25 protein-coding genes are annotated in these 25,609 nt (G+C 49.2%); 11 read left to right on the top strand and 14 right to left on the bottom strand.

Features of this window, described 5'->3' with window-relative positions; translation table 11 throughout:
• The 10 genes from B4E62_RS15890 to B4E62_RS15845 all read right to left on the bottom strand — a co-directional run.
• A partial coding sequence (locus B4E62_RS15890; protein ID WP_331352725.1) for an SDR family NAD(P)-dependent oxidoreductase occupies window positions 1-532 on the bottom strand: 532 nt, incomplete at its 3' end.
• A 54-nt stretch (window positions 533-586) separates the two neighbouring features.
• Complete coding sequence (locus B4E62_RS15885; protein WP_331352724.1) at window positions 587-1,336, bottom strand: 3-oxoacyl-ACP reductase family protein; 750 nt, start codon at window positions 1,334-1,336, stop codon at window positions 587-589.
• Between the two features lie 50 nt (window positions 1,337-1,386).
• Window positions 1,387-4,278: an aminotransferase class III-fold pyridoxal phosphate-dependent enzyme gene (locus tag B4E62_RS15880; RefSeq protein ID WP_331352723.1), complete on the bottom strand. Its 2,892-nt coding sequence runs from the start codon at window positions 4,276-4,278 to the stop codon at window positions 1,387-1,389.
• A gap of 9 nt (window positions 4,279-4,287) precedes the next feature.
• Entirely contained in the window at window positions 4,288-5,568 is a 1,281-nt protein-coding gene (locus tag B4E62_RS15875) for a beta-ketoacyl synthase N-terminal-like domain-containing protein (RefSeq protein ID WP_331352722.1), read from the bottom strand.
• Window positions 5,561-6,838, bottom strand: a complete 1,278-nt coding sequence (locus B4E62_RS15870; protein ID WP_331352721.1) for a beta-ketoacyl-[acyl-carrier-protein] synthase family protein — start codon at window positions 6,836-6,838, stop codon at window positions 5,561-5,563. Before B4E62_RS15870 ends, B4E62_RS15875 begins: the two co-directional genes overlap by 8 nt.
• Window positions 6,835-8,019, bottom strand: a complete 1,185-nt coding sequence (locus B4E62_RS15865) for a beta-ketoacyl synthase N-terminal-like domain-containing protein (protein WP_331352720.1) — start codon at window positions 8,017-8,019, stop codon at window positions 6,835-6,837. The genes B4E62_RS15870 and B4E62_RS15865 overlap by 4 nt, the downstream gene beginning before the upstream one ends.
• Window positions 8,020-8,025: 6 nt before the next feature.
• Window positions 8,026-9,309 (bottom strand): beta-ketoacyl-[acyl-carrier-protein] synthase family protein, encoded by a 1,284-nt coding sequence (locus tag B4E62_RS15860; protein ID WP_331352719.1) that lies wholly within the window; start codon window positions 9,307-9,309, stop codon window positions 8,026-8,028.
• A gap of 6 nt (window positions 9,310-9,315) precedes the next feature.
• A complete protein-coding gene (locus B4E62_RS15855; RefSeq protein WP_331352718.1) occupies window positions 9,316-9,885 on the bottom strand; it encodes an acyl carrier protein in 570 nt (189 codons plus the stop codon).
• A 960-nt stretch (window positions 9,886-10,845) separates the two neighbouring features.
• Entirely contained in the window at window positions 10,846-12,051 is a 1,206-nt protein-coding gene (locus B4E62_RS15850) for a DUF5009 domain-containing protein (RefSeq protein WP_331352717.1), read from the bottom strand.
• A 214-nt stretch (window positions 12,052-12,265) separates the two neighbouring features.
• Window positions 12,266-12,763 carry an FKBP-type peptidyl-prolyl cis-trans isomerase gene (locus B4E62_RS15845; RefSeq protein ID WP_331352716.1) on the bottom strand — a complete coding sequence of 166 codons (498 nt, stop codon included), beginning with the start codon at window positions 12,761-12,763 and terminating at the stop codon, window positions 12,266-12,268.
• A 113-nt stretch (window positions 12,764-12,876) separates the two neighbouring features.
• Between B4E62_RS15845 and B4E62_RS15840 the strand changes: the two genes are divergently transcribed.
• From B4E62_RS15840 to fabB, 4 genes are all read left to right on the top strand, one after another.
• Window positions 12,877-13,674, top strand: coding sequence for a 4'-phosphopantetheinyl transferase family protein (locus tag B4E62_RS15840; protein ID WP_331352715.1), 798 nt, complete (start codon window positions 12,877-12,879; stop codon window positions 13,672-13,674).
• A 103-nt stretch (window positions 13,675-13,777) separates the two neighbouring features.
• Window positions 13,778-14,740: a polyprenyl synthetase family protein gene (locus B4E62_RS15835; protein WP_310073134.1), complete on the top strand. Its 963-nt coding sequence runs from the start codon at window positions 13,778-13,780 to the stop codon at window positions 14,738-14,740.
• Between the two features lie 137 nt (window positions 14,741-14,877).
• Window positions 14,878-15,399 carry a 3-hydroxyacyl-[acyl-carrier-protein] dehydratase FabA gene (fabA, locus tag B4E62_RS15830; RefSeq protein ID WP_310073136.1) on the top strand — a complete coding sequence of 174 codons (522 nt, stop codon included), beginning with the start codon at window positions 14,878-14,880 and terminating at the stop codon, window positions 15,397-15,399.
• Between the two features lie 137 nt (window positions 15,400-15,536).
• Entirely contained in the window at window positions 15,537-16,748 is a 1,212-nt protein-coding gene (gene fabB, locus B4E62_RS15825) for a beta-ketoacyl-ACP synthase I (RefSeq protein WP_331352714.1), read from the top strand.
• Between the two features lie 92 nt (window positions 16,749-16,840).
• On the opposite strand, the gene B4E62_RS15820 is transcribed toward fabB, so the two are convergent.
• Complete coding sequence (locus B4E62_RS15820; RefSeq protein WP_310073139.1) at window positions 16,841-17,725, bottom strand: SDR family oxidoreductase; 885 nt, start codon at window positions 17,723-17,725, stop codon at window positions 16,841-16,843.
• Between the two features lie 142 nt (window positions 17,726-17,867).
• Here B4E62_RS15820 and B4E62_RS15815 point away from each other — a divergent pair, with 142 nt between their 5' ends.
• From B4E62_RS15815 to tatC, 7 genes are read left to right on the top strand one after another with little or no spacing between them, the layout of a single operon-like run.
• A complete protein-coding gene (locus tag B4E62_RS15815) occupies window positions 17,868-19,148 on the top strand; it encodes an FAD-dependent oxidoreductase (RefSeq protein ID WP_331352713.1) in 1,281 nt (426 codons plus the stop codon).
• Window positions 19,148-20,020 carry an aldo/keto reductase gene (locus B4E62_RS15810; protein WP_331352712.1) on the top strand — a complete coding sequence of 291 codons (873 nt, stop codon included), beginning with the start codon at window positions 19,148-19,150 and terminating at the stop codon, window positions 20,018-20,020. Before B4E62_RS15815 ends, B4E62_RS15810 begins: the two co-directional genes overlap by 1 nt.
• Before the next feature lie 18 nt (window positions 20,021-20,038).
• Entirely contained in the window at window positions 20,039-20,422 is a 384-nt protein-coding gene (gene hisI, locus B4E62_RS15805) for a phosphoribosyl-AMP cyclohydrolase (protein WP_310073146.1), read from the top strand.
• Window positions 20,423-20,456: 34 nt separating this feature from the next.
• Window positions 20,457-20,795, top strand: coding sequence for a phosphoribosyl-ATP diphosphatase (locus tag B4E62_RS15800; RefSeq protein ID WP_331352711.1), 339 nt, complete (start codon window positions 20,457-20,459; stop codon window positions 20,793-20,795).
• A 34-nt stretch (window positions 20,796-20,829) separates the two neighbouring features.
• Window positions 20,830-21,099, top strand: coding sequence for a twin-arginine translocase TatA/TatE family subunit (tatA, locus tag B4E62_RS15795; protein ID WP_310073150.1), 270 nt, complete (start codon window positions 20,830-20,832; stop codon window positions 21,097-21,099).
• Window positions 21,100-21,102: 3 nt separating this feature from the next.
• Window positions 21,103-21,633, top strand: a complete 531-nt coding sequence (tatB, locus tag B4E62_RS15790) for a Sec-independent protein translocase protein TatB (RefSeq protein WP_331352710.1) — start codon at window positions 21,103-21,105, stop codon at window positions 21,631-21,633.
• Window positions 21,634-21,640: 7 nt separating this feature from the next.
• Window positions 21,641-22,423, top strand: coding sequence for a twin-arginine translocase subunit TatC (gene tatC / locus B4E62_RS15785; protein WP_310073153.1), 783 nt, complete (start codon window positions 21,641-21,643; stop codon window positions 22,421-22,423).
• Window positions 22,424-22,493: 70 nt separating this feature from the next.
• On the opposite strand, the gene B4E62_RS15780 is transcribed toward tatC, so the two are convergent.
• The 3 genes from B4E62_RS15780 to B4E62_RS15770 form a co-directional block, all read right to left on the bottom strand.
• Window positions 22,494-22,703: a DUF2061 domain-containing protein gene (locus B4E62_RS15780; RefSeq protein ID WP_331352709.1), complete on the bottom strand. Its 210-nt coding sequence runs from the start codon at window positions 22,701-22,703 to the stop codon at window positions 22,494-22,496.
• Window positions 22,704-22,832: 129 nt separating this feature from the next.
• Window positions 22,833-23,291, bottom strand: coding sequence for a CYTH domain-containing protein (locus B4E62_RS15775; RefSeq protein WP_331352708.1), 459 nt, complete (start codon window positions 23,289-23,291; stop codon window positions 22,833-22,835).
• On the bottom strand, window positions 23,281-25,455 hold the full coding sequence (locus B4E62_RS15770; RefSeq protein WP_331352707.1) for a choice-of-anchor B family protein: 2,175 nt from the start codon (window positions 25,453-25,455) through the stop codon (window positions 23,281-23,283). Before B4E62_RS15770 ends, B4E62_RS15775 begins: the two co-directional genes overlap by 11 nt.
• Window positions 25,456-25,609 lie beyond the last annotated feature (154 nt).

The following is a 25,609-nucleotide window of genomic DNA, read 5'->3' as shown; positions in this document are numbered from 1 at the left end:
CGAGTTTTTCTACAATTTCAACGTCCAGTGCAAGACTTTTGGTGAAACCCAGCAGCGCATGTTTGGACGTGCAATAAGCTGTATTGCGCACATTACCCGCACGACCAAGAATCGACGACACATTGATAATGCGCCCTCCATCAGGCATATACGCTAGTGACTCTATAGTGGTGTGGTAAGTGCCATGTAAGTTGACTCCCAACACCTTATGCCAGATGTCGATTTCATCTGGATCATTTTCATCGGCCACACCAGCGCTATTTACCAAAACATCAACACGTTCAAGACGCGTGAGCAATGGCTGCAAACATTCACGTAGAGAATTGTTATCGGCAATATTGGCTACACAGGTAAGTATCTGCGTACGTGGATACAACTGCGTTAACTCATCAGCAAATTGTTGCAAAGTGTCAGCAGCAATATCCAACAAAATAATCGTGGCGATATTTCGCTCACAGAGTAATTTTGCAGTTGCGGCACCTATACCAGCGGCGGCTCCGGTAACGATGGCCGTTTTTTGATTGAAACTCATATCCTTTGTGCTCGTAGATTAAAATTAAAATTCGTACATTAACTCATTAAACGGTTATGCCATTTTTAATCCACCGTCGAGGTGCAATACCTCACCGGTCATATACTGATTTTGTGGCCTTGCCAGCCACACCACCAGATCGGCAACCTCTTGAGGTTCGGCATAACGTTTTAATAATAAACGCGCTTTAATTTCTTCATCGCCCAGCTCGCGAATATGTTCAGACATGTCCGTCACAATTACCCCTGGAGCAACCGCGTTAACTAATATATTGCGTGGCGCCAGTTCTACCGCCATCGCCTTGGTAAAAGCTTCAACTGCACCTTTGGCAGCCGCATAAATACTTTGGCCTTTTCCGGGTTTGCTCGCAGCGGATGAGGAGATATTGATAATGCGCCCGTATCGCTGGCGCATCATGTGAAGTGCAACTGCTTTCGTTGGATATATAACGCCGTAGAGATTGGTATTGATAACTGCAGCTATATCTTCAGGCTCTATGCTCATCAATAAACTATCGCGTGCGATACCCGCATTGTTCACTAAAACATCCACACGATTGAATTTATCCATGACCGCATCGACCATTTGTGAGCAGGCCGAAAAACTGGCGACATCGGCAGGTACCAGCAAGGTTTTACGACCAAGCGCCTCCACTAATTGAGCTGTTTTTAGCGCCCCGATTTCGTCAGTGCGATAATTGATAGCAATATCGCAACCCTGTTGCGCCAATTGAATTGCAATTTCACGACCAATACCACGGCTTGCACCAGTGACAATTGCCACCTGATTATTCAGTTCAGTCATTCTGCATTCCTTTAATGTAAAAAATATTGTTAAAAATTGTCTGCCTGGCGTTACAAAGAGTTTCCCTTTTTATAACTTGCCAGAGAGAATCCATGCGCTTTTGCCAACGCAAGAATTTCACGCACTTGCTGTTTGGAAATCGCACCATAGGAATAGTGCTGGTTGATTCCAGCCAATCCAAGAATGACGGTCTCTGCCATACACGCAAATAGCTGCCCCGCCCCTAAAAACGCTCGCGCAGTTGGATGCAAGCTCTCACCATTTGGAGTCGCGACAATGCCACCTTGTTGGTAAATGATATCGGGGCGCTGCTGAACAATATTGGCTTGCACATTGTTTGGTACAGCGATATCGCAAATAATCGCATTCTTCCCAAAATCGTCAGCGCCCAAGAATGGCTCAGCACTGTTTGCAGAGCAGAGCACGATATTGCCTTGTTTAACCAGCGTGAGATCGGTAGAAATCGTGATGTAGGGATCTGCACCGTGACGCTCCGCAATTGCATTGGCGATCGTTTTTCCAATTACTTTTACCGGTGCATTTTTACACTCAATCCACTCCTGAATAATTGGCTCCTGGATGAGTTTTTTCGCCAGTGCACCAAGCTGATTGAATGGCTTGCTGTTGATTTCCTGCCAAGTGTCTTCATAAATCGTGTACACCGTTTGCTGCAGGCGATTGAGCGAACCGCTACGTTCACTACCGAGTAGAATTAATCGCGTGCATTTTTCGCTTAACAGTGATGCATAGGTTGAGGCGATATTTCCAGCGGCACCAACTACAACAACGGTCATATCATCTATAGCAATCCGTTGGTCAGCTATAGCCTGCTCGATTGCTTCCAATGCCATGCCAATCGTCAATGCATTGCCCGAGGTTAACGTCATGTCAGGAATTTTTAACGAGGTGCAGTTGTTAGTAACAATGGAGGTGTACATGCCTAAACCGGCAATTTCGCAGCCTTCCTCCTGCGCTGCCAGAATACGATCCTGAATATCATCGCGAATACCATCAAGATTGCCGTCGTTAAGGTAGTTCACCATTTGATGCGAACTAACGCATAGGGGATACAGATAGAAATCCACTGCAACCCCTAAAGGCGATTGAATCCGCACAGGCGGGAAAGGCGCAGTTTTTTTGTTGGGTTCCATACGCTCGATAAAATTGCGCAACTCTTCACTGTTCAAATGCTGCAATGAAGGATCAACTTCTGCCAATAATTCCGGCGAAATTAAATGATTGATAAAGGCGACTTTGCGCACAGGGCGAGTTAATGAAAGTCCAGCATGAGAGGCTGCCTTAGCAGTAAAATCCTGATGATGATTATCAATCGACACGCGCGGTTTACCGCGTTTTGACTGCGTCAGGGGGAAAGCTAAATGCAGCGCATCCTGACACTGGATGATTTGGCACAGACGAGCAAAAGCTTCTGCAATATGACTGATTTGCGTTTCAGTTAAAAACAGCGACGGCTCTATACGTAATACATTAGGCGCGCTACCTGGAGGAGCAATGCGGATACGCTCCTCATGCAGTAAATAACCCGCAAGCAAATAGCCAAATGAATCGTTATACGAAGCACCGCGAAATAAAATTGAACTAGCATTTTTTTGTTCAAAAAACTCAACACCAAGAAAAAGCCCCAAACCCCGCACATCGCGAATTACATCAGGGAACTTCTGTTGTACACCAATAAGCGCTTCACGCAAGGCCGTACTACTGGAATTAATTTTTTCGTAGGCATTGAGCTGCACATCATCCAACATATTCAGTACTGTCAAAGCGATACCAGAAGAATAGTCATCCTCTGCAAAGGTAGAGCTGTGCACCAAACTAAATTCTTTACGTAGACGGCTCTTCTTTATCAGGGTTGCCGATACTTTTGCAATGCCGCCGCCAAGGGATTTTGAGAAAGTGTAATAATCCCCCTTCACGGGAATTTGCGTACTGGCTAGAAAAGTGCCACTGCGCCCCATACCTGATTGGATTTCATCAATAATTAGCGGGCAGTCCAGCTGATTACAGGTTTTACGAACCTGTTGTGCAAACTCTTTGTTTAACAGGTTTACGCCGCCTTCGCCCTGAATAGGTTCAATCAGGAAGGCACAAAAAATGGGGATCTCGCGCTCGACAATTGCTACCTCACCGTTATTCACGGCGAGATCAAAAATAACCACTCGCTCTTCTTGCAATACCCGATCTAACTGCGCAGGGTCATTAGGAGAGATAAAACGGGTATTCAAACCAAAATATTGGAACGGCCTTCTGAAATTTTTGTTGTAGGTCAACTGCACACTGCCAATCAATTTTCCGTGAAAAGATTTTTCCAGCACTAAAAATATTGGGCGTTTAACCAGCTGCTCGGTATTGTGATTAATTAGACCAACGATCAACTCTTCGAAATTGCGTACATCAAATACTTGCTCACGAATACTGGTATGACGATAAATATGCTCCGGAATTTTTGCCTCGCCTACGCGGATAGAATGCTGCACAGATTCAATATTGAGGGTTACTTCATCCAATAAATCCTGCAACTTTAACACGCGTTCTAATTCTGCATGTTTGATCGCTGCCTCTATCGCCTCAGCTCCACTATTAGCAAAAGTTACTGCAAACTCTTCATCACTATTTAGCTCACGCTGCATAACCTGATTCAATTTTTTAGCCAATTCACCGCTGCCTTCACGCAGTGAAAATTGAGCATGCACAGGAACTTGCTGGTCCAATAATTGTTTTGCGCGCGCTACAATTTGTGGATGATTATGACCAAAAATCAAGGAACCATAACCGCCCAGTAAATCCAGCACGGGCACTTCATCACCCTGCGCATCGCGATAATATAAATAATCCCCTTCAGCACGGGTATAGGAAATATTTAAGCCCAAGGTAGACATTAGTTGGGACAAGTGATTTTTTACGTAATGTTGATAATTAGACATGGCGCGGCACTATTGATAAGAGGGAGATGATAAAACCACGGCGGAGTTGAACCCGGTGTAACAGCGGTTCAGCGTTAATACTCTCTGTACAGGTTGCGTTAGCGATTCCTTTTGCACCAAATGCAACTGGTGGCCGATGGGATTAGTGAGGTTAGCGATCGCCGGGATTTTTTGGTGCTGCAGCATTTGTAGTGCGGTCAACATATCCAGGGGACAGGCAGGTAAATTGCCGGTAATCGCAGACGCACAAGTGACAGGAATATCCTTGCCATTCAACAGCTGTTCAAGTTGTACTACTTCTTGCTGGTCGGCCTTTTTACCACCGGCTCCGGTCGCGACTATGGCATCAACTGAATCTAACTCCAGCCCGGCTTTTTGCAACAATTTTTGCGCGCAGTGATGATAGTTATTGTGCTGATCCACGGTTAAAAATGCGGTTTTGTTGCCGATACCATCGATTTTTGCCAATCCGGCCACATTGCGTTTTTGCGCATGGGCACGCGTCTCCAAAATCAAAGCAATGGCACCCTCACCTAAAATTGATCCGTCTGCCTGTTGGTCAAATGGCCGCTGGGATGCTGCGCCTTGTTTGGCAGGAGACAATAAATTTTGCTGATAAAGCTCAGTTAATGTAAGCGCTTCATTGTAAGTGCCCGTACAAATAACCAAGGCAACATCACTGTAACCGTAGCGCAAACTCATCACCGCACTGCGTAACGCAGCAATAGTTGCGCTTTTATTTTGTACATAAGCGCCACAATCGCCACGCGTACCAAACGCAAGGCTAGCAATTGCCAGGGAATTATTTGAAAGCCCCTTGATAGACAAGAATGCATCCATGCCGCGATTATTTAAAAATTCGTTTGTTAATGCGGGCAAATTCAAATTATTTTGCTCAATCGCCTTACCGACACCCGCCGTGAATGACGGCAGCGAGGGATAACTGTAATCACCTTGTGCGGTAAACAAGCCGATCCGCTCGGGAGCAATACAGGCTAGATCCAATTGCGCGTTAGTTAATGCATCAACCGTCGCTTTAATGCCCCATTGCGAAGCTGGCGTAGCATAACGACGCAATTTAAAAGGTACAGCAGCAAGTGCCGTAGCTGCCTGATCCGGACTGATGTGGCCAAACCAGGAAATTATTTGAGTAGTTATGTCTTCACTTGTGTAGGGCACAGTTGCACATTTTTTTTCCAGCAAGCGCTGCCATAAATCTGCTGGGTTATTACAACCTGGCAATAGGCAACCAGTACCCGTAATAAAAATATCCGTCGATGCATTAGCCATGACGATCCTCCTTGTAAGGCTTTACCACCAATGATGTATTGAGACCACCAAAACCAAAGGAATTTGAGAGCGCCGCGTTAATCGTTACAGCACGTGCTTTATGCGGTACATAATCCAAATCACAAAGTGGATCAGGATTTTCGAGATTAAGCGTTGGCGGAACTATTCCTTGCTGCGTCGCAAGCAATGTCGCAATAAACTCAGGCGCGCCAGCTGCTGCAATCCAATGTCCAATTTGCGATTTAGTCGCACTCACTGCCAATTTTTGATAGTGCTGATCTTTTGCGAATACTGTTTTAATGGCAAAAGTTTCCGCCGTATCGTTCAGCGGTGTTGATGTCCCGTGTGCGTTGATGTAATTAATATTGTCCGCATCAAGGCCAGCATCAACCAGGGCTTTATGCATTGATAACGCGGCGCCCTTACCTTCGGGATGAGGAGCAGTAACACGGTAAGCATCCATTGAACTACCGAAACCCACTACCTCTCCATAGATATGCGCACCGCGTGCAAGGGCATGATCAAGGCTTTCAAGCACAACAAAAGCACCGCCCTCTGCAGCTACAAAACCGGAGCGACCCTCATCAAATGGGCGACATAATTTATCGCCGTAATCTTCAGAAACTGAAGGAGCCCCCAATAAGTTAAGCCCCACCATAGTCATTAAATTTAATACCGAATCTGCACCACCGGCGATCATGCAATTAACTTCGCCGTTGCGAATCATTCGGAAGCTACTACCGATTGCATGAGCGGCACCCGCGCAGGCGGTGCTGAAATTTTGTACCGGGCCATTGGCACCATGCGCGCGCGCAATTAATGCAGCGAGCTGATCGTTGCCGCTGCGCATGGCAGGATTTAATTGTTCACGTTTTGCGTAAAGCGTTTGCCAGTCAGGGCCACCATCACCCATCGCCAATAACATGTCCGGTGTGTAGCGCTCGGGAATCCCCGAACCAACCGCTACGCCCATATTCAATCCTGTTTTCCCTAATAAACCAGCATCATTCATGGCTTGATGCGCCGCCATAAGCCCGAATTGGCTGCGCCTTTCCATCGGCGGTTGTGCGGATAACTGCGCAGAAAAATACGAAGCAAATTGCGCATTATCGACAGGAGCGGCATAACGCACGGGAAAGTCTTCAATATTTTCCGGTTGCCAGGGAACAATCGCTGATTGTCCGGCAAGTAATGCTGCCCAAAAATCCTGCCACTCAAAACCCAAACGCCCCACAACTCCCAAACCGGTTACTACAACTCGTGAATTCATATGACCTCCCTGGATAGAATCACTACGAGATATTGACCCTCAGGACCTGCAGCACTTAATGCAACATGACGCAGAGCACCCGCATTTTCTTGAGCGTTAATATTGTTGTGTGTGTTAACCAAGTATTTTTGTTGTTGCAGACCGTGGAGCGCTAAATTGAGATTAATCAATGGACCAGCCGCGCCTGAGAACCCCATACAAGATTCACTCGACAATATTGGCAATGACTCTTTTGCACCAAGGGCGAACAGCGCTTGAATATCTTTACCACCGGTTGCAAAAGGTAGAAACCAATCAATATCCGCTGCGGTGACATTGGCATTGGCGAGCGCTTGCGCTAGCAGTTGTTGATAGATTTCTGGAGCCTCGACACTACTAGCAATAAAGCCACGAGCAAAACCACTCACACAAACTGCGTCCGGATTTTTATTCGCCGTCAACACAACAAACGATGAACCTTCAGCGGGAATGCGTGCGGACAACTTATCCCAACCCCAATGTTCGTATTGCAATAACAGTTGCGGATTTACCTTGGGACTAACACCACCAACCAAGGCAGCACTATTTTCCCCCTGGGCAACTGCACCTGTTGCATCAATCAGGGCTTGAAATGCTGCATCTGCAAATGGTGAATATGCACCCATCGCACCGGTTAAATCGAAACAAGCGGAAATGTGTGCACAAGCGTTGCTGTTAAGCGTTGATAAACCAAAAAAGGCGGGAATTTCACGCTGTAGAAATTCACTTGACGATAACTCTATCGGTTGTGTGGGTGTTGCCGAAACCTCATGCAAGGTTTCCAACAATGACCAAGGCGGAACAGACTCATCAACCGTTGGCAGCGCTAAATACAAACCTTTTTTTGCACTGCTAATTGATTTGTTTGCCAGAGTTTCAACCTGCTGAACAGCGAGTGCAGCACCATAGAGTGCCATTTTGGCTTGCTTTTCCATGGTGCGCAGAATTTTTCGGTCTACACCCAACTCACTTGCACCCGGTTCTTCCACCAGAAACACCTGGGACCAAGGCCAAGCGTCATAAGCGGGACAAGGAAGTGCAGTCAAATTTTGTTGGCCGTTTGCCAGAGCTTGCCAAAGCGAGCTCACATTATTTCCTGCACTGCAATAAACCGAGCCTTGCTCTACAAATACTGGCGCTTTTTTACTTTCTGTTTTAATCATGATCCTTCACTCTGCTACTGCACTTAAAATAAGTACCGAGTTCTCGCCACCAAAACCAAACGAATTAGACAAAATGTGTTTTATTTTGGACGGTGTCGCCTGCTGCACGACATTAATTCCCGCCGTATCTTCATCGCCCTCGCAAAAATTTAACGTCGGCAATAACAGTTGCTGCTGCAGGGAAATTATTGATAGTGCAGCCTCAATCGCACCGCTGGCGGCAAGCGAATGTCCTATGGCTGATTTATTGGATGTCACAGGTATGGACACCGTACGTTCGCCAAATAATTTTTTTATTGCGGCACTTTCACAACTGTCGTTTTGCTCGGTAGAAGTACCGTGTGCATTGATATGGTCGATGTCATTAATGGATAGCCCGGCATCGGCGATAGCATCACTCATACACCGTGCGTAATCGGAGCCATCTTTAGGGCTGGAGGTAATCCGCCAGGACTCTGTTTGTTTAGCAAAGCCGCTTACATAACCCAAAATTTTTGCACCGCGCGCTTGTGCGTGCTGCTCGGATTCAAGCATCAGGAATGCACTACCATCGCCCATTACAAAACCACTGCGCGCTTTATCAAAAGGACAACTGATAGAAGCAGGATGTTCACCCGACTGCGGTGCCAGTGCACCTAATATGGAGAAAGACAACATCGGCATGTAATTGCACATGGCTTCTGTTGCACCAACCAGCGCAACATCCAATTCACCCTGCGCGATATATCGATATCCCGTTCCTACGGCGATACCACCAGCGGCGCAGGCATCGCCTGGCGTCATGACTACATCATCAAATTCATAACGCTCAGCCAAAACCAACGCGGCCATATCCTGACGCTTATGAAAATAGGATTGCTTTTCATGGCGCTGCATTTCCATAAACATATCCAGATCTACCTTCCCGGTAGTTGGATCAAAATGCTTCGCCAGACCCAACAGATGTTCTGCCTCAAGCGATTGTTTATTGCAGGCCAAAAAAAGACCCTTACGCTCAATACTTTTTACATCTATATCCGCATTTTCAATTGCCTGTGCAGCCGCATAAATAGCCAACAAAGCGGGAGCAGAAAGCTGCGGTAAGCCTTGTTCGCGACACTGAACATCCAGTGCAGCCAACACCTGCTCATCAATAAATGAGCAGGCAGAATTGGTAACACCGTAAGCTGCCAACTTTTCATTTTTGCGCACCGATGATTGGCATTGGCTGATGCGCTCAAACAATTCATTTGCAGACATGGCTTGACCGCAAATAAGACCAATCCCTGTTACTACCACTTTGTTAGCCATGATGACTTACGCAACCTCTAAGACACTGGCATCAAGATAAGACCGCAGACCTTTTTCTTCCGCTTCATCACCTTGTAATGGACGAATCAACACACTGCAATTCTCACACTGCAATTTTCCAATCGGTGATAATTTCGCATGCGAATGACCGCACTCAGGACATGCAGACGGCAAATAATGGGTAAGCAAGCTGTAGCAGAGGTTGGCAATATTAATGACTTGAGTAGCGTTAAAAATATCGCCAATCATCATGCCTGGTTGCAGATGGGCATAACGTGACAATGAGTGCGACAAAAGATCTATCCCATCGGGAGTCAAGCCAGTTTTTACACCGTAAAATTGCTCCAGGTTCCCAGAGATTTTTCCTGCCTGAAAAAGCGCACCTTTTTTTGGCAAGCTCAGATTAAATTTTTTCTCCAGATTCGCATTAAACTCCACAAAATCCAGAGATTCAGCACCCAGATCATTCACCATCTCACTTGATGGAGAAATGTCTTCTGCCTCCACACCCAACACATCAGCCAAGGTGCTGGTAACTTCAGTCAAAACATAAGCATGAGTAATCGAAGTTTTCATGATATTTTCCTTTAACAATGAAGAGAATCATTAATTTTTAACTACGGTAAAATGAGAAAAAGCACTTACATCCAGCACAAACTTCCAACACGCATAAACGCTTTACCCGGATTAAAACAGCCAACACTTAAGCAAAAAAAACTGTATCAGCCGAGAAAAAAAACAGGCGGCAGCAAGCTAAAAAAGATGAAAACATGCGCAACATGATCATCAATTCGCCAGGAAAATTTAATAGGAGAGTATTTTGGATAGTTCGAAAACTAACAAAGGGATCAACAAAAGTTGAATATGGGGGGATCTTAGTGCCAACAACAGATGTGGCATTAACAATAATGCACATCGTTACCGGGATACAAAATGTACCTGGATTCACGTTCCTTCACCATTCCTTTAGGTTAAATACTTTCCTATTACCATTCTTTTTTTGGGGAAAAACTTCCTACCCCGAATTGGCTCGCATCCTACTCAGTAAAAATATCAATCACAAGAGAGAGCACCACTTAAAAAGAAAATTAAGGCGACAATATGTTTTCCAAGATGACAATTGTGCAAAAAATCACAAAATTTATATCAAAAAATAACCAAATAAATTCCTTGCGCTAAAAGCAAACCATCAAATGGCGGCGCACTGAATTAACGCAAAATAAAGTTAACATGGAGATGCCTACCAATTTGTTACAAAATGTATTCAATGAAAATTAATCGTGCATTTCAGTAATTTTTGCGATCTGCAATCAATATTTTTGCACCAATATAATCCAACAACCGGGAAATATGCGACACAAACACTGTAACAGGCAGTTCAGCAGTTGATTGCATCGATTAGGATATAAGTTACTGGCTTACGTTCTGGTAGTATTGCGTTGGTGTTGTTGATATGCAGCGTGTCGAATGCGGTAGTGAATAGCCCGGGAGCAAAACGAGCTGCGAAGCTACTGTTACTTCGCAGCATTTGAATAGCTATAACTTAACGCGCAAACCCATACGCGTAAGCCCTGCACCTATCACCATAATCACGCACGCAAAACCCAGGCTCCATAAAATGCCCGCTAGACCCGCGTTAAAAAATTCAGGGCGAAGATAGAAACCCAAAATTCCGCACAGTGATAAAACAATGTAGGGCAATATATAAACCAATAAAGGATTGGTTGCGGAGGGCTCAAAGAATGCCGTCCAGGCACGCTGCTGTTTGACATCCACTAACCAATAGACCGCACCAAAAATCACGCAGCAAAAGAACACACTGAATAATGCCCAGCTGGGGGTTGCCCAAATTTTGGAGATAGGAGATATCTGCCAGCTTGCAAATGCGAGTAGCGCAACGACACAAGTAAAGACCAAGTAATTTTTAAATTTACTCGCTGCAAAAATTGGCAAATAAAATAATTGTGAGAGGATCACGCCCGCCAACACAATCGCCGCATGAGTGTGGTTGCCATTAGCTGCAGCCAGGGTTTGCAATACCGGAACCGATGCCAAAGCGGTTTTATCCAGCGCAAAAAATAATCCGATCAATGCAAGTGCGACTAACGCGAGAGTGAAAAATTGTGTCGCAGGAGATGCAAACTGCCGGGTGATTAAAAATAAAGAGCCCGCAATTAAATATGCCCAACCGATCAAACCGAGGATGCCCCACCACTGGGTGGTCATGCCGGTATCATTAGGGCCTTTGTACATCCACCAGAGCATCACCAAGCCGGCAACACCAATCAGTTTTGCGCCCAGTGAAATCGCAGGTGAAAGTGTTTTGGGATAATTCGACCAAATTAATAAAACGTAGATAAACATCAACAGCGTCCACAATGGCATAGAGATGCCCATGGCCGCCGCGTCATAACCGGATTCGGCATTCACCATAAACACGCCAATCACTATCAAACCCAAACTACGCAGGGCGATATGTTTAAAAATTTCCAGCGCAGAATCACCTTTGTTCGCGCGCGCTTGGATCGCAAAGGGAATGGACATACCGACAATAAATAAAAACGCGGGAAATACCAGATCGACAAACGTCATGCCATCCACATTTGCGGGCAAGTGTTTCATCCACTGCGGTACTTCGGCGATGCCAGCTAGCTCGTTAACAAAAACCATGGTGAAAATAATAATGCCGCGGAAGACGTCGATCGATAAAACGCGGCTGGCGTTGCTGGTTGGATTATTCATATGATTGCCCGTTGTACCCCTGATGGGTGTCGTTGTTATGGTTGATTTTGTTGTAAGAAAAACACAATAACCGAGCGACACCTAAAGCCGCAATCAAAACCTGACAACGTTGCCTTTCGATTTACAATTCTCAACACTGAAGCATCGCCAAATCTTCATCCAATAAAAAAGCCCGCAACACGTGCGGGCTTTTTGGACGAACGATTACTCAGGATTAATCGTGGTGATGGCCACCAACGCCGTGGGCATGGCCGTGCGCCAGCTCTTCAGCGGTGGCATCGCGCACTTCAACAACTTCCAATTCAAAGTCGAGGTTTTTACCGGCGAGTGGATGGTTGCTGTCGATATCCACATTGAATTTGCCGACTTTTAATACAATGGCATCCCATGGGCCATGCTGGGTATTCACCGCGACCTTCATGCCAGGCTTGAGTTTATTTTTGAGTTTTTCATGGCCGTGCAGATGTTTGATGGGAATGCGCTGTACCGCACCTTCCTGACGCACGCCATAACCCTGCTCCGGGGTAAGGCTGATGGCGGTTTTATCACCCGCCTTTTTACCTTCCAGCGCCTCTTCCAATGCTGCAAGCAAACCCTTGTGGCCATGGAGGTACAGGGTTGGTTCTGTATCGTAGGATGATTCCAGCAACTCACCGCCAGTTTCGCTCAGGCGGTAATGAAAGCTGACTACTTTGTCGGCAGTGATTTGCATAGCAACTCCAAAATGGGTTTGGTTTTTTTGAGGGCGCGAATTGTCGCTGATTTATCGAGGCGGCGCAAAGCTGGTATGACGTAACCGCAAATCGATGCGGTAAAACGCGTATTATGGGCGCATTCATCGCCGACCAAATTGCTTTTATGATCTTATCGTTAACACCATTGCCAGCACCCGCCTTTAGTCAACCTGAGCAAGGCTACGGATTGGGCGCACAAGATATACATATTTATTGCCTGGATATCCGCCGATTTACCGCCGACCATTACACAGATGCCGAGCGTGTTATGAGCAGCGCCGAGCGCGAGCGGGCACAGAAATTTGTGCGCGGCAAAGAGAGTTACATCGCAAGCCGCTGGCTGCTGCGCAAAGTGCTGGCACGCTACTCCAACCTACCACCGAAGATGGTGGAGTTTTTGCGCACCGATAAAGGCAAACCTTACCTGCCGCGGAGCAATATTCACTTCAGCCTGAGCCATAGCGGACACTGGGCGATGTTGGCAGTTGCTAACGCTGAACTTATCGGTATAGATATCGAAGCGGTTGGCACTACGCGCGATTTAATTGGCATCGCCGAAAGCTATTACCACCCCCATGAATTTGCCCGGCTACAAACACTGCCTGGTGTAGCGCAAAGCGATTACTTTTATCGCCTGTGGACCTTAAAAGAAGCCTTCTTTAAAGCAATGGGGACAGGGATTTCGGCCGGACTGGAGAAGATCTCGTTTGATCTTGCGGACGATAATATCAACGCGCAGATTGCAGCGGTGCTTAATGAGGATGGCGATGAATGGCAATTTCACCAGTGGACACTGGGTTCGCAGAATTATTGCGCACTGGCCTGTAAGAGCCGGTACCCACTGCAAGTGACCTGGTTTGATGCGCTTTGCGCGCCAGCTTTTCCTTGACTCTCTAGCCTTCACTGCTAGCATTGCCGCCTGCCATTTAGTCAGTTCGGATAAATGCCCTGACGCCAATAACAAATCCACCCTAGATAAATAAGAAACTACCATGTTGCCATTCCACCAGGCCGTTAAAGACGACTTCAGCGCAGTCAACCAACTCATCATCGACAAGCTCCACTCGGATGTCGGTCTGGTTGAAAATATCGGCCACTATCTGGTGGAAGCCGGGGGTAAACGTTTGCGCCCGCTGCTGGTCCTGCTCACCGCCAATGCGCTGGGCTACAAGGGGAAAGATCATCTATCGCTCGCGGCCATTATCGAATTTATCCACACCGCCACCCTGCTACATGACGACGTGGTCGATATGTCCAACCTGCGCCGCGGCCGCCCGACCGCCAACGCCCAATGGGGCAATGCGCCCAGCGTGCTAGTGGGCGATTTCCTCTACTCGCGTGCCTTCCAGATGATGGTCGGCATTGGCAGCATGGACGTGATGGCGATCCTGAGCGATACCACCAATATCATTGCCGAAGGTGAAGTACAGCAACTGGTGAATGCCAAAGACCCGAATGTCAATGAAGAAAACTACTTCCGCGTCATCGACAAAAAAACCGCCATTCTCTTCGCTGCCGCTTGTGAAGTCGCCGCCGTGCAATGTGGTGCAACACCCATGCAACGCGAGGCATTGCGGCTGTATGGCCGTCATGTCGGCGTCGCCTTCCAACTGGTAGACGATGCATTGGATTACACCGGCGATGCCGCCACCTTAGGGAAAAATGTCGGCGATGATTTGGCCGAAGGCAAGCCCACCCTGCCCCTGATTCACGCCATGCGTACCGGCACTCCCGCGCAGGCCGACACCATCGCCAACGCCATCCGCACCGGTGATGCGAGCCTGCTGCCCGCCGTCTTGGAGATCGTCCATGCCACCGGTGGCATGGCCTACACGCTGGAGGCAGCACAGCAACAAGTGCAGCAGGCGCTCATCCAATTGCAACAATTGCCAGACAACACTTACACCACCGCAATGAAGCAATTAGCCGAGTTCTCACTGGCACGCAGCTTCTAACTAATTACCAATAATCAATGCCAGCAACACATGCAACTGGCGCCCGTCTAACTGGACAACTGAGCCACAGCGGTTAGAATGGCGCACTTTTGCGCGGGCCTTGCCCGTGCTCGATGATCACTAGCAGAGTAAAATCCATGACCTTTGAACCTAAAAGCTCCTACAGCCGCGAAGACCTGCTCCTCTGTGGCGACGGCAAATTGTTCGGCCCAGGCAACGCACAATTGCCCAAGCCCAATATGTTAATGCTGGATCGCGTAGTGCACATCGCCCAAACCGGCGGTGAGTTCGGTAAAGGTGAGATTATTGCCGAGTTGGATATCAGCCCTGACTTGTGGTTCTTTGACTGCCACTTCCCAGGTGATCCGGTAATGCCCGGCTGCCTGGGCCTGGATGCCATGTGGCAATTGGTTGGCTTTTTCCTCGGCTGGAAAGGCAATCCCGGCCGCGGCCGCGCACTAGGCTGTGGCGAGGTCAAGTTCACTGGCCAAATCTTGCCGACCGCCAAGAAAATCACTTACCACATCAATTTGAAGCGTGTGATCGAACGCAAGCTGATTATGGGCATCGCCGATGGCCGCGTTTCCTGCGATGGCAAGGATATTTATTTCGCCCACGACCTGCGCGTTGGCCTGTTCCAGAACACTGACAGCTTTTAACTGTCCACAATAATGATAACGGGTGAGCGCTTGACTGCTTATGGCATAATGCTCGCCTTTTTAACCACGTCCGATTTAAGCACGCCATAAGCAAACTAGTTGCCCGGCGCTGTTGCTAAATACGAAAGAGGTAGCCTATGAAACGCGTTGTTGTTACCGGTATGGGAATTGTGTCCTGCCTGGGCAATGATAAAAATGCCGTGTTGGATGCATTGCGCGCTGGCCGTTCCGGTATCAAATTTCAGGAAGCATACAAAGAAATGGGCTTTCGCAGCCATGTTGCAGGCTCCATCGATATCAATCTGGCCGAGCTAATCGATCGCAAAGTGCTGCGTTTTATGGGCGATGCGGCGGCCTATGCCTATCTTTCCATGGAACAGGCTATTGCTGACTCTGGTTTAAGTGAAGATCTGGTATCCAACGATCGCACTGGCATCATCATGGGTTCAGGCGGCGCCTCCTCCAAAAATCTGGTGGAAGCGGCAGATATTTTGCGCGAAAAAGGATTGAAGCGTGTTGGCCCTTATCGCGTAACGCAAACCATGGGCAGCACCACGTCTGCCTGTTTGGCAACGCCGTTCAAAATCAAAGGCGTTAACTACTCGATTTCATCTGCCTGTGCGACCAGCGCCCACTGTATCGGTGTGGCCCTGGAGCAAATCCAGCTCGGCAAACAAGACATCGTTTTCGCCGGTGGCGGCGAAGAAGAACATTGGACCTTAACCGCCCTGTTCGATGCGATGGGTGCACTGTCTACCAAATACAACGAAACCCCTGACCAGGCCTCACGTGCATATGATGCTAATCGCGATGGCTTTGTGATCGCGGGCGGCGGCGGCTGTTTGGTGATCGAAGAGTACGAACACGCCAAAGCGCGCGGTGCGAAAATTTATGCCGAAATCGTCGGCTACGGCGCAACCTCAGATGGCTACGATATGGTGGCCCCGTCAGGCGAAGGCGCTGTGCGTTGCATGAAGCAAGCATTAGCAACGGTGGATGGCAACATTGACTACATCAACTCCCACGGTACCTCTACCCCAGTGGGCGACTTAGCTGAATTGCGCGCCATCAAAGAAACCTTTGGCGCTAACATCCCCGCCATCAGCTCCACCAAATCCCTCACCGGCCACAGCCTCGGCGCCACCGGCGTACAAGAGGCGATTTACAGCCTGCTGATGATGGAGCATGACTTTATCTGTGCCTCGGCCAATATCGAAACCCTCGACCCGGAAGCAGAAGGCATGCCGATCGCACTCAAGCGTCAGGACGGTGTGAAACTGAATCGCGTCATGTCCAACAGCTTTGGTTTTGGCGGCACAAACGCGACCCTCGTATTCCAGAGAATATAAGGGTATTTCAGCGCGTTGAATCGCTCCCAACCGTAAAAACAAAAACCGCGAGCCGCACCAGCGCCTCGAGGTTTTTTATTGCCTGAAGAAACCTACTGCGCCGCTTTAATCTGCTCACGGTTATGCAGCCACTGTTTTACCAGCGGCAATAAACTCGGGCGCCACGAACGTGCCTGGATGCCAAAGTAATCGCGCGCGCGGCGACAGCCGAGGATGGCACTGAGGGGTTCGTCGGTGGGGTCGCTATCGACCAGACTTATACTGGGTTCGGCGGTAAGCAGTTGTTGTTGGATAAGCAATTGCAACAACTGTTCGGCGAATTCGTCTTCAGTGCAGGCATCACTGCTGCAGTAATGCATAACTCCCCAATTGTCCGCGCCGCAATAGATTTGTTTGCTCATGGCGACAGCGACACGCGCGGCATCAGAGAGCGCCGTAGGAGCTCCGCGCAAACGGCGATTGACGGTAACAGACGCACCAGCGAGAAATGAACTGAGCAGACGTGTGAGCAAATTATCCCCATAAGCGCCAATCACCCAACTCAAACGCAAAATGATATGTTTGGGCACCGACGCTGCAATTACCTGTTCCGCCTCAGCAAATGCCCGCCCGGAGTCATTGAGCGGCGCGACCGGGTCTTTTTCACTGTGCGTCCCTTTGCCATCGCCGCCGAACACGGTATAGCTGGAGAGGTGGATCAGGGGGATCTGCACTTCGGCGCAAGCCTGTGCCAATTCGCGGGCAGTGTTGATAAGTGCAGCCTGGCCCCCCGAGTAAAAGGCCTCTTCCCAGCCGCGGCAATTCACTATCAAATCCGGCTGGTGTTTTTGCAGGTAGGTTTTCAGACTCTGCACATCAGACCAATCCAATTCGGCCGCAGCGGGCACCAGCAGCTTGAACGGCTCGCGCTCCAACTCGTGTTCCAGCGCTTTGCCTAGCGGGGAAGTTACATCGGTTAACAATAACTTGAATGACATTGCGCTCTGCATACCCGTAAAATTTTTGTGCATATTAGCAGTAGAACCCGCTGCCACTGCAAGGGTAATTCGAGCGCGAAAGACTTATACTGCGCGCCCCTTTTGAATCAGCGCCTTAGCCATTGACGGAATCGCACTACCCATGAGCCAAGCCCCGCTTAGCATCCATCTCGATCTGGCCATAATCGGCGGCGGCGTTGCCGGGCTCTGGCTGGCCAACCGCGCCAAAAGTGCCGGGTTCAGCATCGCATTATTTGAAGCCAAAGCGCTCGGCAGCGACCAAACCCTCGCCTCACAGGGCATGATCCACGGCGGCATGAAATACACGCTCGCCGGTGCGCTGACCGGCGCCTCCGAAGCCATCGCCGAAATGCCCAAACACTGGCGCGCCTGCCTGTGTGGTGAAGGCGATGTTGATTTGCGCCATACACGTATTCTCAGTGACCACTTTTTTATGTGGTCGGGTGATGATCTGGGTAGCAAGCTGACCGGCTTTCTCGCCAGCAAAATCACCCGCGGCCGGGTCGAGCCGGTACACCCGGATCGCCGCCCGCCACTGCTGCGCAACAAGGATTTTTCAGGCAGCCTTTATCGGCTGGAAGACCTTGTGATCGATGCGCCCAGCCTGGTTGCTAATCTTGCTCACAACATTGAGGGGCACTGCTTCCAGATCGATTGGTCGAAAACCCAATTGCACCAGACTGTGGCGGGATTGGTGAGCCTACGGATTGATACACTTGACCGACCCATCGAGATACATGCGCAGCGCTTTATCTTTACTGCGGGCAAAGGCAACGCGGAATTGCTGCAACAGTTGGGGCTGGAAAGCCCGGCGATGCAACTGCGCCCGCTACAACAAGTCATGGTCAAGCATCTGTACCCCTTTGATTTTTACGGTCATTGCCTCGGTCGCGAGACCACTCCGCGCTTGACTATCTCCAGCCACCGCCTGCCAGATGGTGCACATGTGTGGTATCTGGGCGGCAACCTCGCGGAAAAAGGTGCCGACATGGCACCGGAAGCGCTAATCGAGCTGGCCAAGCAGGAACTGGAAGACCTGATTCCCTGGGTAAATCTGGATGGCGCTGAATGGGCAACCCTACCCATCGCACGCGCCGAGCCATTGCAGCCCGGGCTGGTGCGCCCCGACAACGCCTTTATCGCACCCGCAGATGGTGCTGTGAACCTGCTCGTCGGCTGGCCAACCAAACTCACGCTGGCGCCCAACCTCGCCAATCAAGTGCTGGCGTTAGTGGAAGACGCGGGCATAACTCCCTCAGCAAGTACTATCAACCTGCATAATTATCTGCCCTACGTCTCCCTCGCCAAAACCCCATGGGAACTGGCATTTCCGCCAGCGATAAGCGCTGAGGAACTGCTTGCGCTGCGTTTTCGTGAGCCAGATGAAGAGGATGACAATTAATGATGCCGCGTAAACGCCTCGGGCGTACCGACATAGACATCAGCACTTTTGGTCTGGGGACGGTCAAATTTGGCCGCACCCAGAGCCTGAAATACCCACAACCGTTTGCTCTACCCAGCGATGAGCAATTGCGTGAATTACTCAATGGCGCGCGGGATATGGGGGTCAACTTTGTTGATACCGCCCCCTCCTATGGCTACAGCGAGGAGCGCCTCGGCGACCTGCTGCGCAAGGAGCGCAAAAACTGGGTTATCTCCACCAAAGTTGGCGAAGAGTTCACGGAGGATAAATTCTCAGATGAAGGCCGATCCCACTTTGATTTCAGCCCCAAACACACCCGCATGAGTGTCGAGCGCTCCCTGCGCCGCTTGCGCACCGACTATCTCGATTTAGTGATGATTCACTCCGATGGCAATGATCTGGATATCCTGTGCAACAGCGGTGCCCTGCAAACTTTGCAGCAACTCAAGCAAGAGGGATGGATTCGCGCCCTCGGCATTTCCAGCAAAACCCTCGAGGGAGGGCTGCTTGCGGCTGAGGTATGTGATGCTGTGATGCTGATGTACCATGCGAATTACACCGACGAAGAGCCGGTAATCGCAAAATCTGCGTTACAAGGTGCGGCAGTTTTGCTAAAAAAGGTTCTCGCCAGCGGTCATATCTGCCATGATGCGCCTCCCGTTCAGAAGGAAACACAAGGCTCCGCTGAACACCAGGATCTCGAACGAGATCAAGAACAAGACCCCATCCAGAGCGCGCTGAATTTTGCCTACGCTCATCCCGGGGTAACCAGTGCCGTCATCGGTACCGTCAACTTGCAACATTTGCGCGCTAACCTAATAAAAGCATTGCGCGCACAAAATATGACGTAAGATTCTACAGAGCAATTTATGAGTAGTTGGTTAGACACCGTTAATTGGAATGCTGATGGCTTGGTTCCCGCCATCGCGCAAGATGCCAAAACTGGCCGGATTTTGATGATGGCCTGGATGAATCGCGAATCCCTCCAACTCTCGGCCGACCGCGGTGAAGCTGTCTACTGGTCGCGCTCGCGCAACCAGTTGTGGCACAAAGGCGAGACCTCTGGCCACATCCAGAAATTGCATGAAATCCGCCTCGATTGCGACGAAGACGTGGTTGTTCTACAGGTTGAACAACTGGGCGGTATCGCTTGTCACACTGGTCGTGAATCCTGTTTTTATCGCGTGTTAAAAGACGGCGAATGGCAGACGGTAGAGCCGGTATTAAAAGATCCGGCGGACATTTACCGCTAAGATTGCCAACCCTTATTAGTGAAATGAGCTGTTCATGAGTAACGATATTCTCCAACAACTGACGGAAATTCTCGAGGCGCGTAAAAATAATGCGGGCGCTGAGACATCCTACGTTGCCAGCCTGCATCAAAAAGGGCTGAATAAGATTTTGGAAAAAGTCGGTGAGGAATGCACCGAAACGATTTTGGCAGCAAAGGATGCACAGGCCAGTGGCGACAATACCGACCTGATCTACGAAACCGCCGATTTGTGGTTTCATAGCCTGGTAATGTTGTCGCACCTCGGCACCGATGCCGATGCAGTTTTGAAGGAGCTAGCGCGTCGTTTTAACGTTTCAGGTCTCGACGAAAAAGCAGCGCGCACTCAGGAATAACAACCTTTATCTATTTTTTTGCGAGGAAATCATCATGGGTCTTAGCGGCATTAGTATTTGGCAACTCCTTATCGTATTGGCCATTGTGGTCATGTTATTCGGCACCAAGCGTTTGCGCACACTGGGTGGCGATCTCGGCAGCATGATCAAAGGTTTCAAAAACTCAATGAGCAGTGACGAGACCAAAAAAGAAGAAGAGGAAGCGCAGAAAGCGCTTGATTCAAAAAACCTGGACCAGAAAAACACTGCAGCGACAGCTGCGCCAACCGGCGACAAAGTTGATCAAAACAACACCAAGGTGTAAGCCGTGTTTGATATAGGTTTTACCGAACTGCTGGTATGTCTGGTGGTAGCTCTGGTCGTGATTGGGCCAGAGCAGTTGCCAGGTGCCGTGCGCTCCGCAGGGCTTTGGATTGGACGCCTCAAGCGCAGCTTGCGCGATACCCGCAACGAAATTGAGCGGCAAATCGGTGCTGATGATATTCGTCGTCAACTGCACAATGAAGAAGTCATGCAAAATATCGAAGAAGCGCGGATCAAATTCGAACAAACGCTTCTTGATGTTAAGCAGTATGAAGATGCCAATGCCGAAGCGCGCCGGCAAGCATCCGACTACGGCCCGCCCGACGAGTTACCTGATCACGCTCACGGAGATGAATCTGCCGCAGAGCGCAGCAAGCCGGTCACTCCCGCTACGGCACAACAACCAACCCCTGCTGCATCCACAACAAGCAGCACGACTGTTGCCAGCACAGGCAGTGCACCCGTTGCAGGTACAACACCGACCACCACACATCAGGCTGCCAATACGTCCGCGCAATCTGGAACAGGCCACTAAGTCGCTCATGAACGATCAAAAAGATAAAGAACAACCGCTGGTTCATCACCTGATAGAGCTGCGCAATCGCTTGCTGCACACTGTCTATTTTTTGCTGGCCGTATTTGTTTGCCTTTTTCCATTCGCCACTGATATTTACGGTGTGGTGTCGGCACCCTTGCTCGCGGTGTTGCCCGAGGGCACAAATATGATCGCGACGGATGTGATCTCGCCCTTTTTGACACCACTCAAGTTAACGTTTTATCTGGCGCTGCTGCTGGCTGTGCCCTTTATCCTTTTTCAGGTGTGGTCATTTATAGCCCCCGGGCTCTATAAACACGAACAACAACTTGCCGCGCCCCTGCTGATCTCCAGCGTAATCTTGTTCTTTGCTGGAATGGCTTTCGCCTATTTCCTTGTACTTCCTATGCTGTTTAATTTCACCATGGGCATAGAGCTTGAGGGTGTGAGTGCGATGACCGACATCACCAAATATTTGGATTTGGTGTTGCACATGTTTTTTGCATTCGGTTTTGCGTTTGAAATTCCGGTCGCAACAGTGCTCCTGATTCACTCAGGCATAGTCACACCAGAAGGCCTGGCAGAAAAACGCCGCTACATTATTGTGGCTTGTTTCGTAGTGGGCATGCTGCTGACGCCACCGGATGTGTTCTCCCAAACCATGCTCGCCGTTCCCATGTGGATGCTATTCGAATCGGGGTTGTTTTTTGGCCGGATGCTCAAAAAACGCAGCGAAGAACGCAATCAGGCAGCGGAAGCGGCCGACAACGACGAGAGCCAGAACCCCTGATTACATATTGGTAAAAAAACGGCCAGTAACTAGCAAAAGTTACTGGCCGTTTTTTATTGTGGGTCGCCATCTAAACGCTGTTGGCCAGCGCCTCCTGCAATACCGTTTTGTTCTCCTCAAATTTCTTCCAGCCAAGCTCGTGAAAGTAGAAGGCAACCGTGTTTATAGCCGGTTCCACCAGCGCCATAGTACCGCCGATAACTACACTACCGGTCAGGGCGTAGCCTACTGAAAAGGCGACGGTGAAGTGAACTGCTGCAAATGTTGCGGTCTTTGCCATGATGGAATCCTCGCTTGCTAATAGGGTGGCTAATCAAACTCTTCGCGATCAGCCGATGTAGCCATACTAAGCAAGCGATAATCATTATCAAAGAAAATTGACCTGATACACCTAATAGCAAATAGCTATTTACCAGCGATTGAAGGGGGTGCAGGAAAGATTGGAGTTGAAGTAGCGAGCATCCTCAGTCACCTCCTCACCCACCCAATCCGGTTTGGCGAAAACACTATCCTCCGCAGGTAATTCTATCTCTGCGACCACAAGACCAAGGTTCTCACCCAAAAACTCATCGACTTCCCAGACAAACCCTTCGTGCAAGATTTTGCGGCGATTTTTCTCAATCAGTGGCTGCTCACACAGTGCCAATAATTCGCGCGCATCCCAAACCGGTATCGGATATTCAAATTCCGCACGGCGCGCACCAACAGAAGTTCCTTTAATGGTTAGAAAAGCCTCTTCCCCGGCAATCCGCACCCGCACCGTGCGGGCCTTATCGCGATTCAAGTAGCCCTGCGAATAAAACACCGGGGGCGCAGTGCGCCATGCATCACCCACCACTAAAAATTTACGTTCGATTTCAATTGCCATGAGCATTTACCGCGAAAGAATAACGTGTATTAACAGCCAATAAGCCGAGCAATCCCAGAATCAACAGCGGTGCCGAACCACCGCCACTGCCCGATTTTTTAGGCTCAACTGCAGCAGCAGAGCTGGATGAATTAACGGACGACGAACTGACTGTCACCGGCTCATCCGGTTTATCGGCGATATCCACAACAAGAAGATTGGGCGACGCCAACATAAGCCCATTGCGCGGATTGTAGAGGCGCACAAAAAAAGTTTCGGTAAATTCATTGCCTGAAACATCAGCTGCAATCGGAATCTCAATTATTTTTTCGCTGGCATCACCGTCGAGCCAGCTAATACTGCCAGCGATGGAAGTGAAATCCTGAGCAGTTGCATTGCCCGGTTGAGCCTCATAAAACACATCCACCGCACCTGTGCTGCCACCCACTCGCTGCAATGTCACGCGCAATACCTCACCCTCTTTTGCGGCAACGCGCGCGCTGGAAAATTTTACGCTGCCCTGCGCTTTGGCGGTGTTATCGCGAATGACATACAAACCGCTATTAATATCACCAATTAAAATATTGCCACTCGGTAAAAATGGGTAGGTACTCCAGGCACCATTAAACGAAGCGGAATTCGCAATGGGATAGGTATCAAAAAAACCCGCCTCAACCGGATTGCGCGGATCCGAAATATCCAGCACAACCAAGCCGCGCTCGTAATTGGAAAAATAGTAGCGGTTGCCACGGGTATAACCATTGTGATCAACAGCTGGCGTCGGCCCGATATACTCGCCTACCAATTCGGGCGCACGTAAATTGTTGAGTTCAAAAAAACGCACACGCGTATTTAAATTGTAGCGCTGCTCATCCAATTCATCGTGCACTGAATAAAATTGCCGGTCTTCTGTCCACCAACCCGAGTGCACATAAGACACATATTGATAAGTGCTGCGCGCCAAATTAAAGGGTTTGGCGCTATCGGTTTTGTCCCACAACAAGACTTCATTTTCGTTGTAGTCAATCACCAGATCGCAGTCATTATTTTTATCGATGCACTGCTCGCGCCGCGCATCCATAATCCACAGTGAGGTAATGTCATGGCTGTACCAATCGCGCGAATTGGCCGGATGTTTATAAACTGCTTGCGGCGATAAAGGATTAGTCAACGAATAACTATTAAATGCACCGCCCTGTCTATTGCTGCCGGCAAGATGCAAATAAGGTGTGCGTTTGGTGAGTACAACACCGGTAGAGTAGTCGACGTTACTGATATAAATATTGTGTGCACTGGTGTCAGTGGTTTCACTCGCCACATGGGTCACTTTATTTGGCAACTCATTCAAATCCAGAATCATTGTACCTACCGATGCAGCATCGGCACTGATGTAGGCATAACTCATCCAACGGCGACGCGTGTCATCGTAATACTGATAAGTTGCCAGATCGCGCCAGATGGTATTTTGGCTGGCGATAAAACTCACTACACGCGGATTAACCGGATCAGTCACCTCCACAATACTCACACCATTCGTCAAACCGACCAACGCGTATTCGCGATTGTCATTGAGATCAAAATGGCCCCAAATATCATTGCCGCGCGAATTGTTATTGCCCAGGGTGGCAAGCGGCACATGCGTTAGCAGCCCTAAATTATTACAACTAAATTCGCCCGCTTTACCCGCCACACAGGGCACTTCTGCTTGCGCACTTGCCATCGCCGTTAACTGCGATTGTTTGGCATTCAGATAATCTTGCTCACTGCGGTTAAGGCCTTTGGTATCGCTAATGACCTGAAACCCTTGCTCAGCCAAACCCTGCGCGAACTCAGCGGGCACGCCCACCAGAATGCTGTTAGTGGCAGGCGCGGCCGGTTTTTGAAACGTCTTTTTTTGATAACTGCCAGTGACGGGAACCACATTGGATGAGAGATAAAATATCGAATCCAGATCGGTAATTTCATAGCGCCCTTCCGCCATCTGAATCTGGTCGCCCTTGCCCGCCTGTTTCGCGGCATAGGCGATGGTTTGGCAGGGCGCGCTGATCTGGTCACACCGCCCTTCGTCTTTCCCCGTCTCGGCGACATAACGCACCTTATCATGCTCGGCGTGGGCATACACCCATGTCGGCGCCAGCATCAACGCAGCGAAGTAGGCAATAGGCGGGAAGTTGGGATAACGCATAGGAGTTCCTTTTCGGGGATAAGCAGTACAGGTAGATGAGTATAGTCGGATTGGCAGCATAGATCCGCCCACTGGTCGGTTCAGGCTACAAACTACAGATTAAATTTATAGGCGTTTTTGTGGGGGGATTTTAGTGGTGGTAATAACTTTCCTG

This window comes from Cellvibrio sp. UBA7671, from assembly GCA_002483145.1.
GTDB lineage: Bacteria > Pseudomonadota > Gammaproteobacteria > Pseudomonadales > Cellvibrionaceae > Cellvibrio > Cellvibrio fibrivorans.
This window is presented reverse-complemented; position numbering and strand designations above follow the sequence as displayed.

Bases quoted from the DNA above. Each gene is read 5' to 3' on its own strand.
- B4E62_RS15885 (WP_331352724.1), bottom strand. From the start codon at position 1,336: ATGACTGAACTGAATAATCAGGTGGCAATTGTCACTGGTGCAAGCCGT.
- B4E62_RS15880 (WP_331352723.1), bottom strand. From the start codon at position 4,278: ATGTCTAATTATCAACATTACGTAAAAAATCACTTGTCCCAACTAATG.
- B4E62_RS15875 (WP_331352722.1), bottom strand. From the start codon at position 5,568: ATGGCTAATGCATCGACGGATATTTTTATTACGGGTACTGGTTGCCTA.
- B4E62_RS15870 (WP_331352721.1), bottom strand. From the start codon at position 6,838: ATGAATTCACGAGTTGTAGTAACCGGTTTGGGAGTTGTGGGGCGTTTG.
- B4E62_RS15865 (WP_331352720.1), bottom strand. From the start codon at position 8,019: ATGATTAAAACAGAAAGTAAAAAAGCGCCAGTATTTGTAGAGCAAGGC.
- B4E62_RS15860 (WP_331352719.1), bottom strand. From the start codon at position 9,309: ATGGCTAACAAAGTGGTAGTAACAGGGATTGGTCTTATTTGCGGTCAA.
- B4E62_RS15855 (WP_331352718.1), bottom strand. From the start codon at position 9,885: ATGAAAACTTCGATTACTCATGCTTATGTTTTGACTGAAGTTACCAGC.
- B4E62_RS15850 (WP_331352717.1), bottom strand. From the start codon at position 12,051: ATGAATAATCCAACCAGCAACGCCAGCCGCGTTTTATCGATCGACGTC.
- B4E62_RS15845 (WP_331352716.1), bottom strand. From the start codon at position 12,763: ATGCAAATCACTGCCGACAAAGTAGTCAGCTTTCATTACCGCCTGAGC.
- B4E62_RS15840 (WP_331352715.1), top strand. From the start codon at position 12,877: ATGGGCGCATTCATCGCCGACCAAATTGCTTTTATGATCTTATCGTTA.
- B4E62_RS15835 (WP_310073134.1), top strand. From the start codon at position 13,778: ATGTTGCCATTCCACCAGGCCGTTAAAGACGACTTCAGCGCAGTCAAC.
- fabA (WP_310073136.1), top strand. From the start codon at position 14,878: ATGACCTTTGAACCTAAAAGCTCCTACAGCCGCGAAGACCTGCTCCTC.
- fabB (WP_331352714.1), top strand. From the start codon at position 15,537: ATGAAACGCGTTGTTGTTACCGGTATGGGAATTGTGTCCTGCCTGGGC.
- B4E62_RS15820 (WP_310073139.1), bottom strand. From the start codon at position 17,725: ATGTCATTCAAGTTATTGTTAACCGATGTAACTTCCCCGCTAGGCAAA.
- B4E62_RS15815 (WP_331352713.1), top strand. From the start codon at position 17,868: ATGAGCCAAGCCCCGCTTAGCATCCATCTCGATCTGGCCATAATCGGC.
- B4E62_RS15810 (WP_331352712.1), top strand. From the start codon at position 19,148: ATGATGCCGCGTAAACGCCTCGGGCGTACCGACATAGACATCAGCACT.
- hisI (WP_310073146.1), top strand. From the start codon at position 20,039: ATGAGTAGTTGGTTAGACACCGTTAATTGGAATGCTGATGGCTTGGTT.
- B4E62_RS15800 (WP_331352711.1), top strand. From the start codon at position 20,457: ATGAGTAACGATATTCTCCAACAACTGACGGAAATTCTCGAGGCGCGT.
- tatA (WP_310073150.1), top strand. From the start codon at position 20,830: ATGGGTCTTAGCGGCATTAGTATTTGGCAACTCCTTATCGTATTGGCC.
- tatC (WP_310073153.1), top strand. From the start codon at position 21,641: ATGAACGATCAAAAAGATAAAGAACAACCGCTGGTTCATCACCTGATA.
- B4E62_RS15780 (WP_331352709.1), bottom strand. From the start codon at position 22,703: ATGGCAAAGACCGCAACATTTGCAGCAGTTCACTTCACCGTCGCCTTT.
- B4E62_RS15775 (WP_331352708.1), bottom strand. From the start codon at position 23,291: ATGGCAATTGAAATCGAACGTAAATTTTTAGTGGTGGGTGATGCATGG.
- B4E62_RS15770 (WP_331352707.1), bottom strand. From the start codon at position 25,455: ATGCGTTATCCCAACTTCCCGCCTATTGCCTACTTCGCTGCGTTGATG.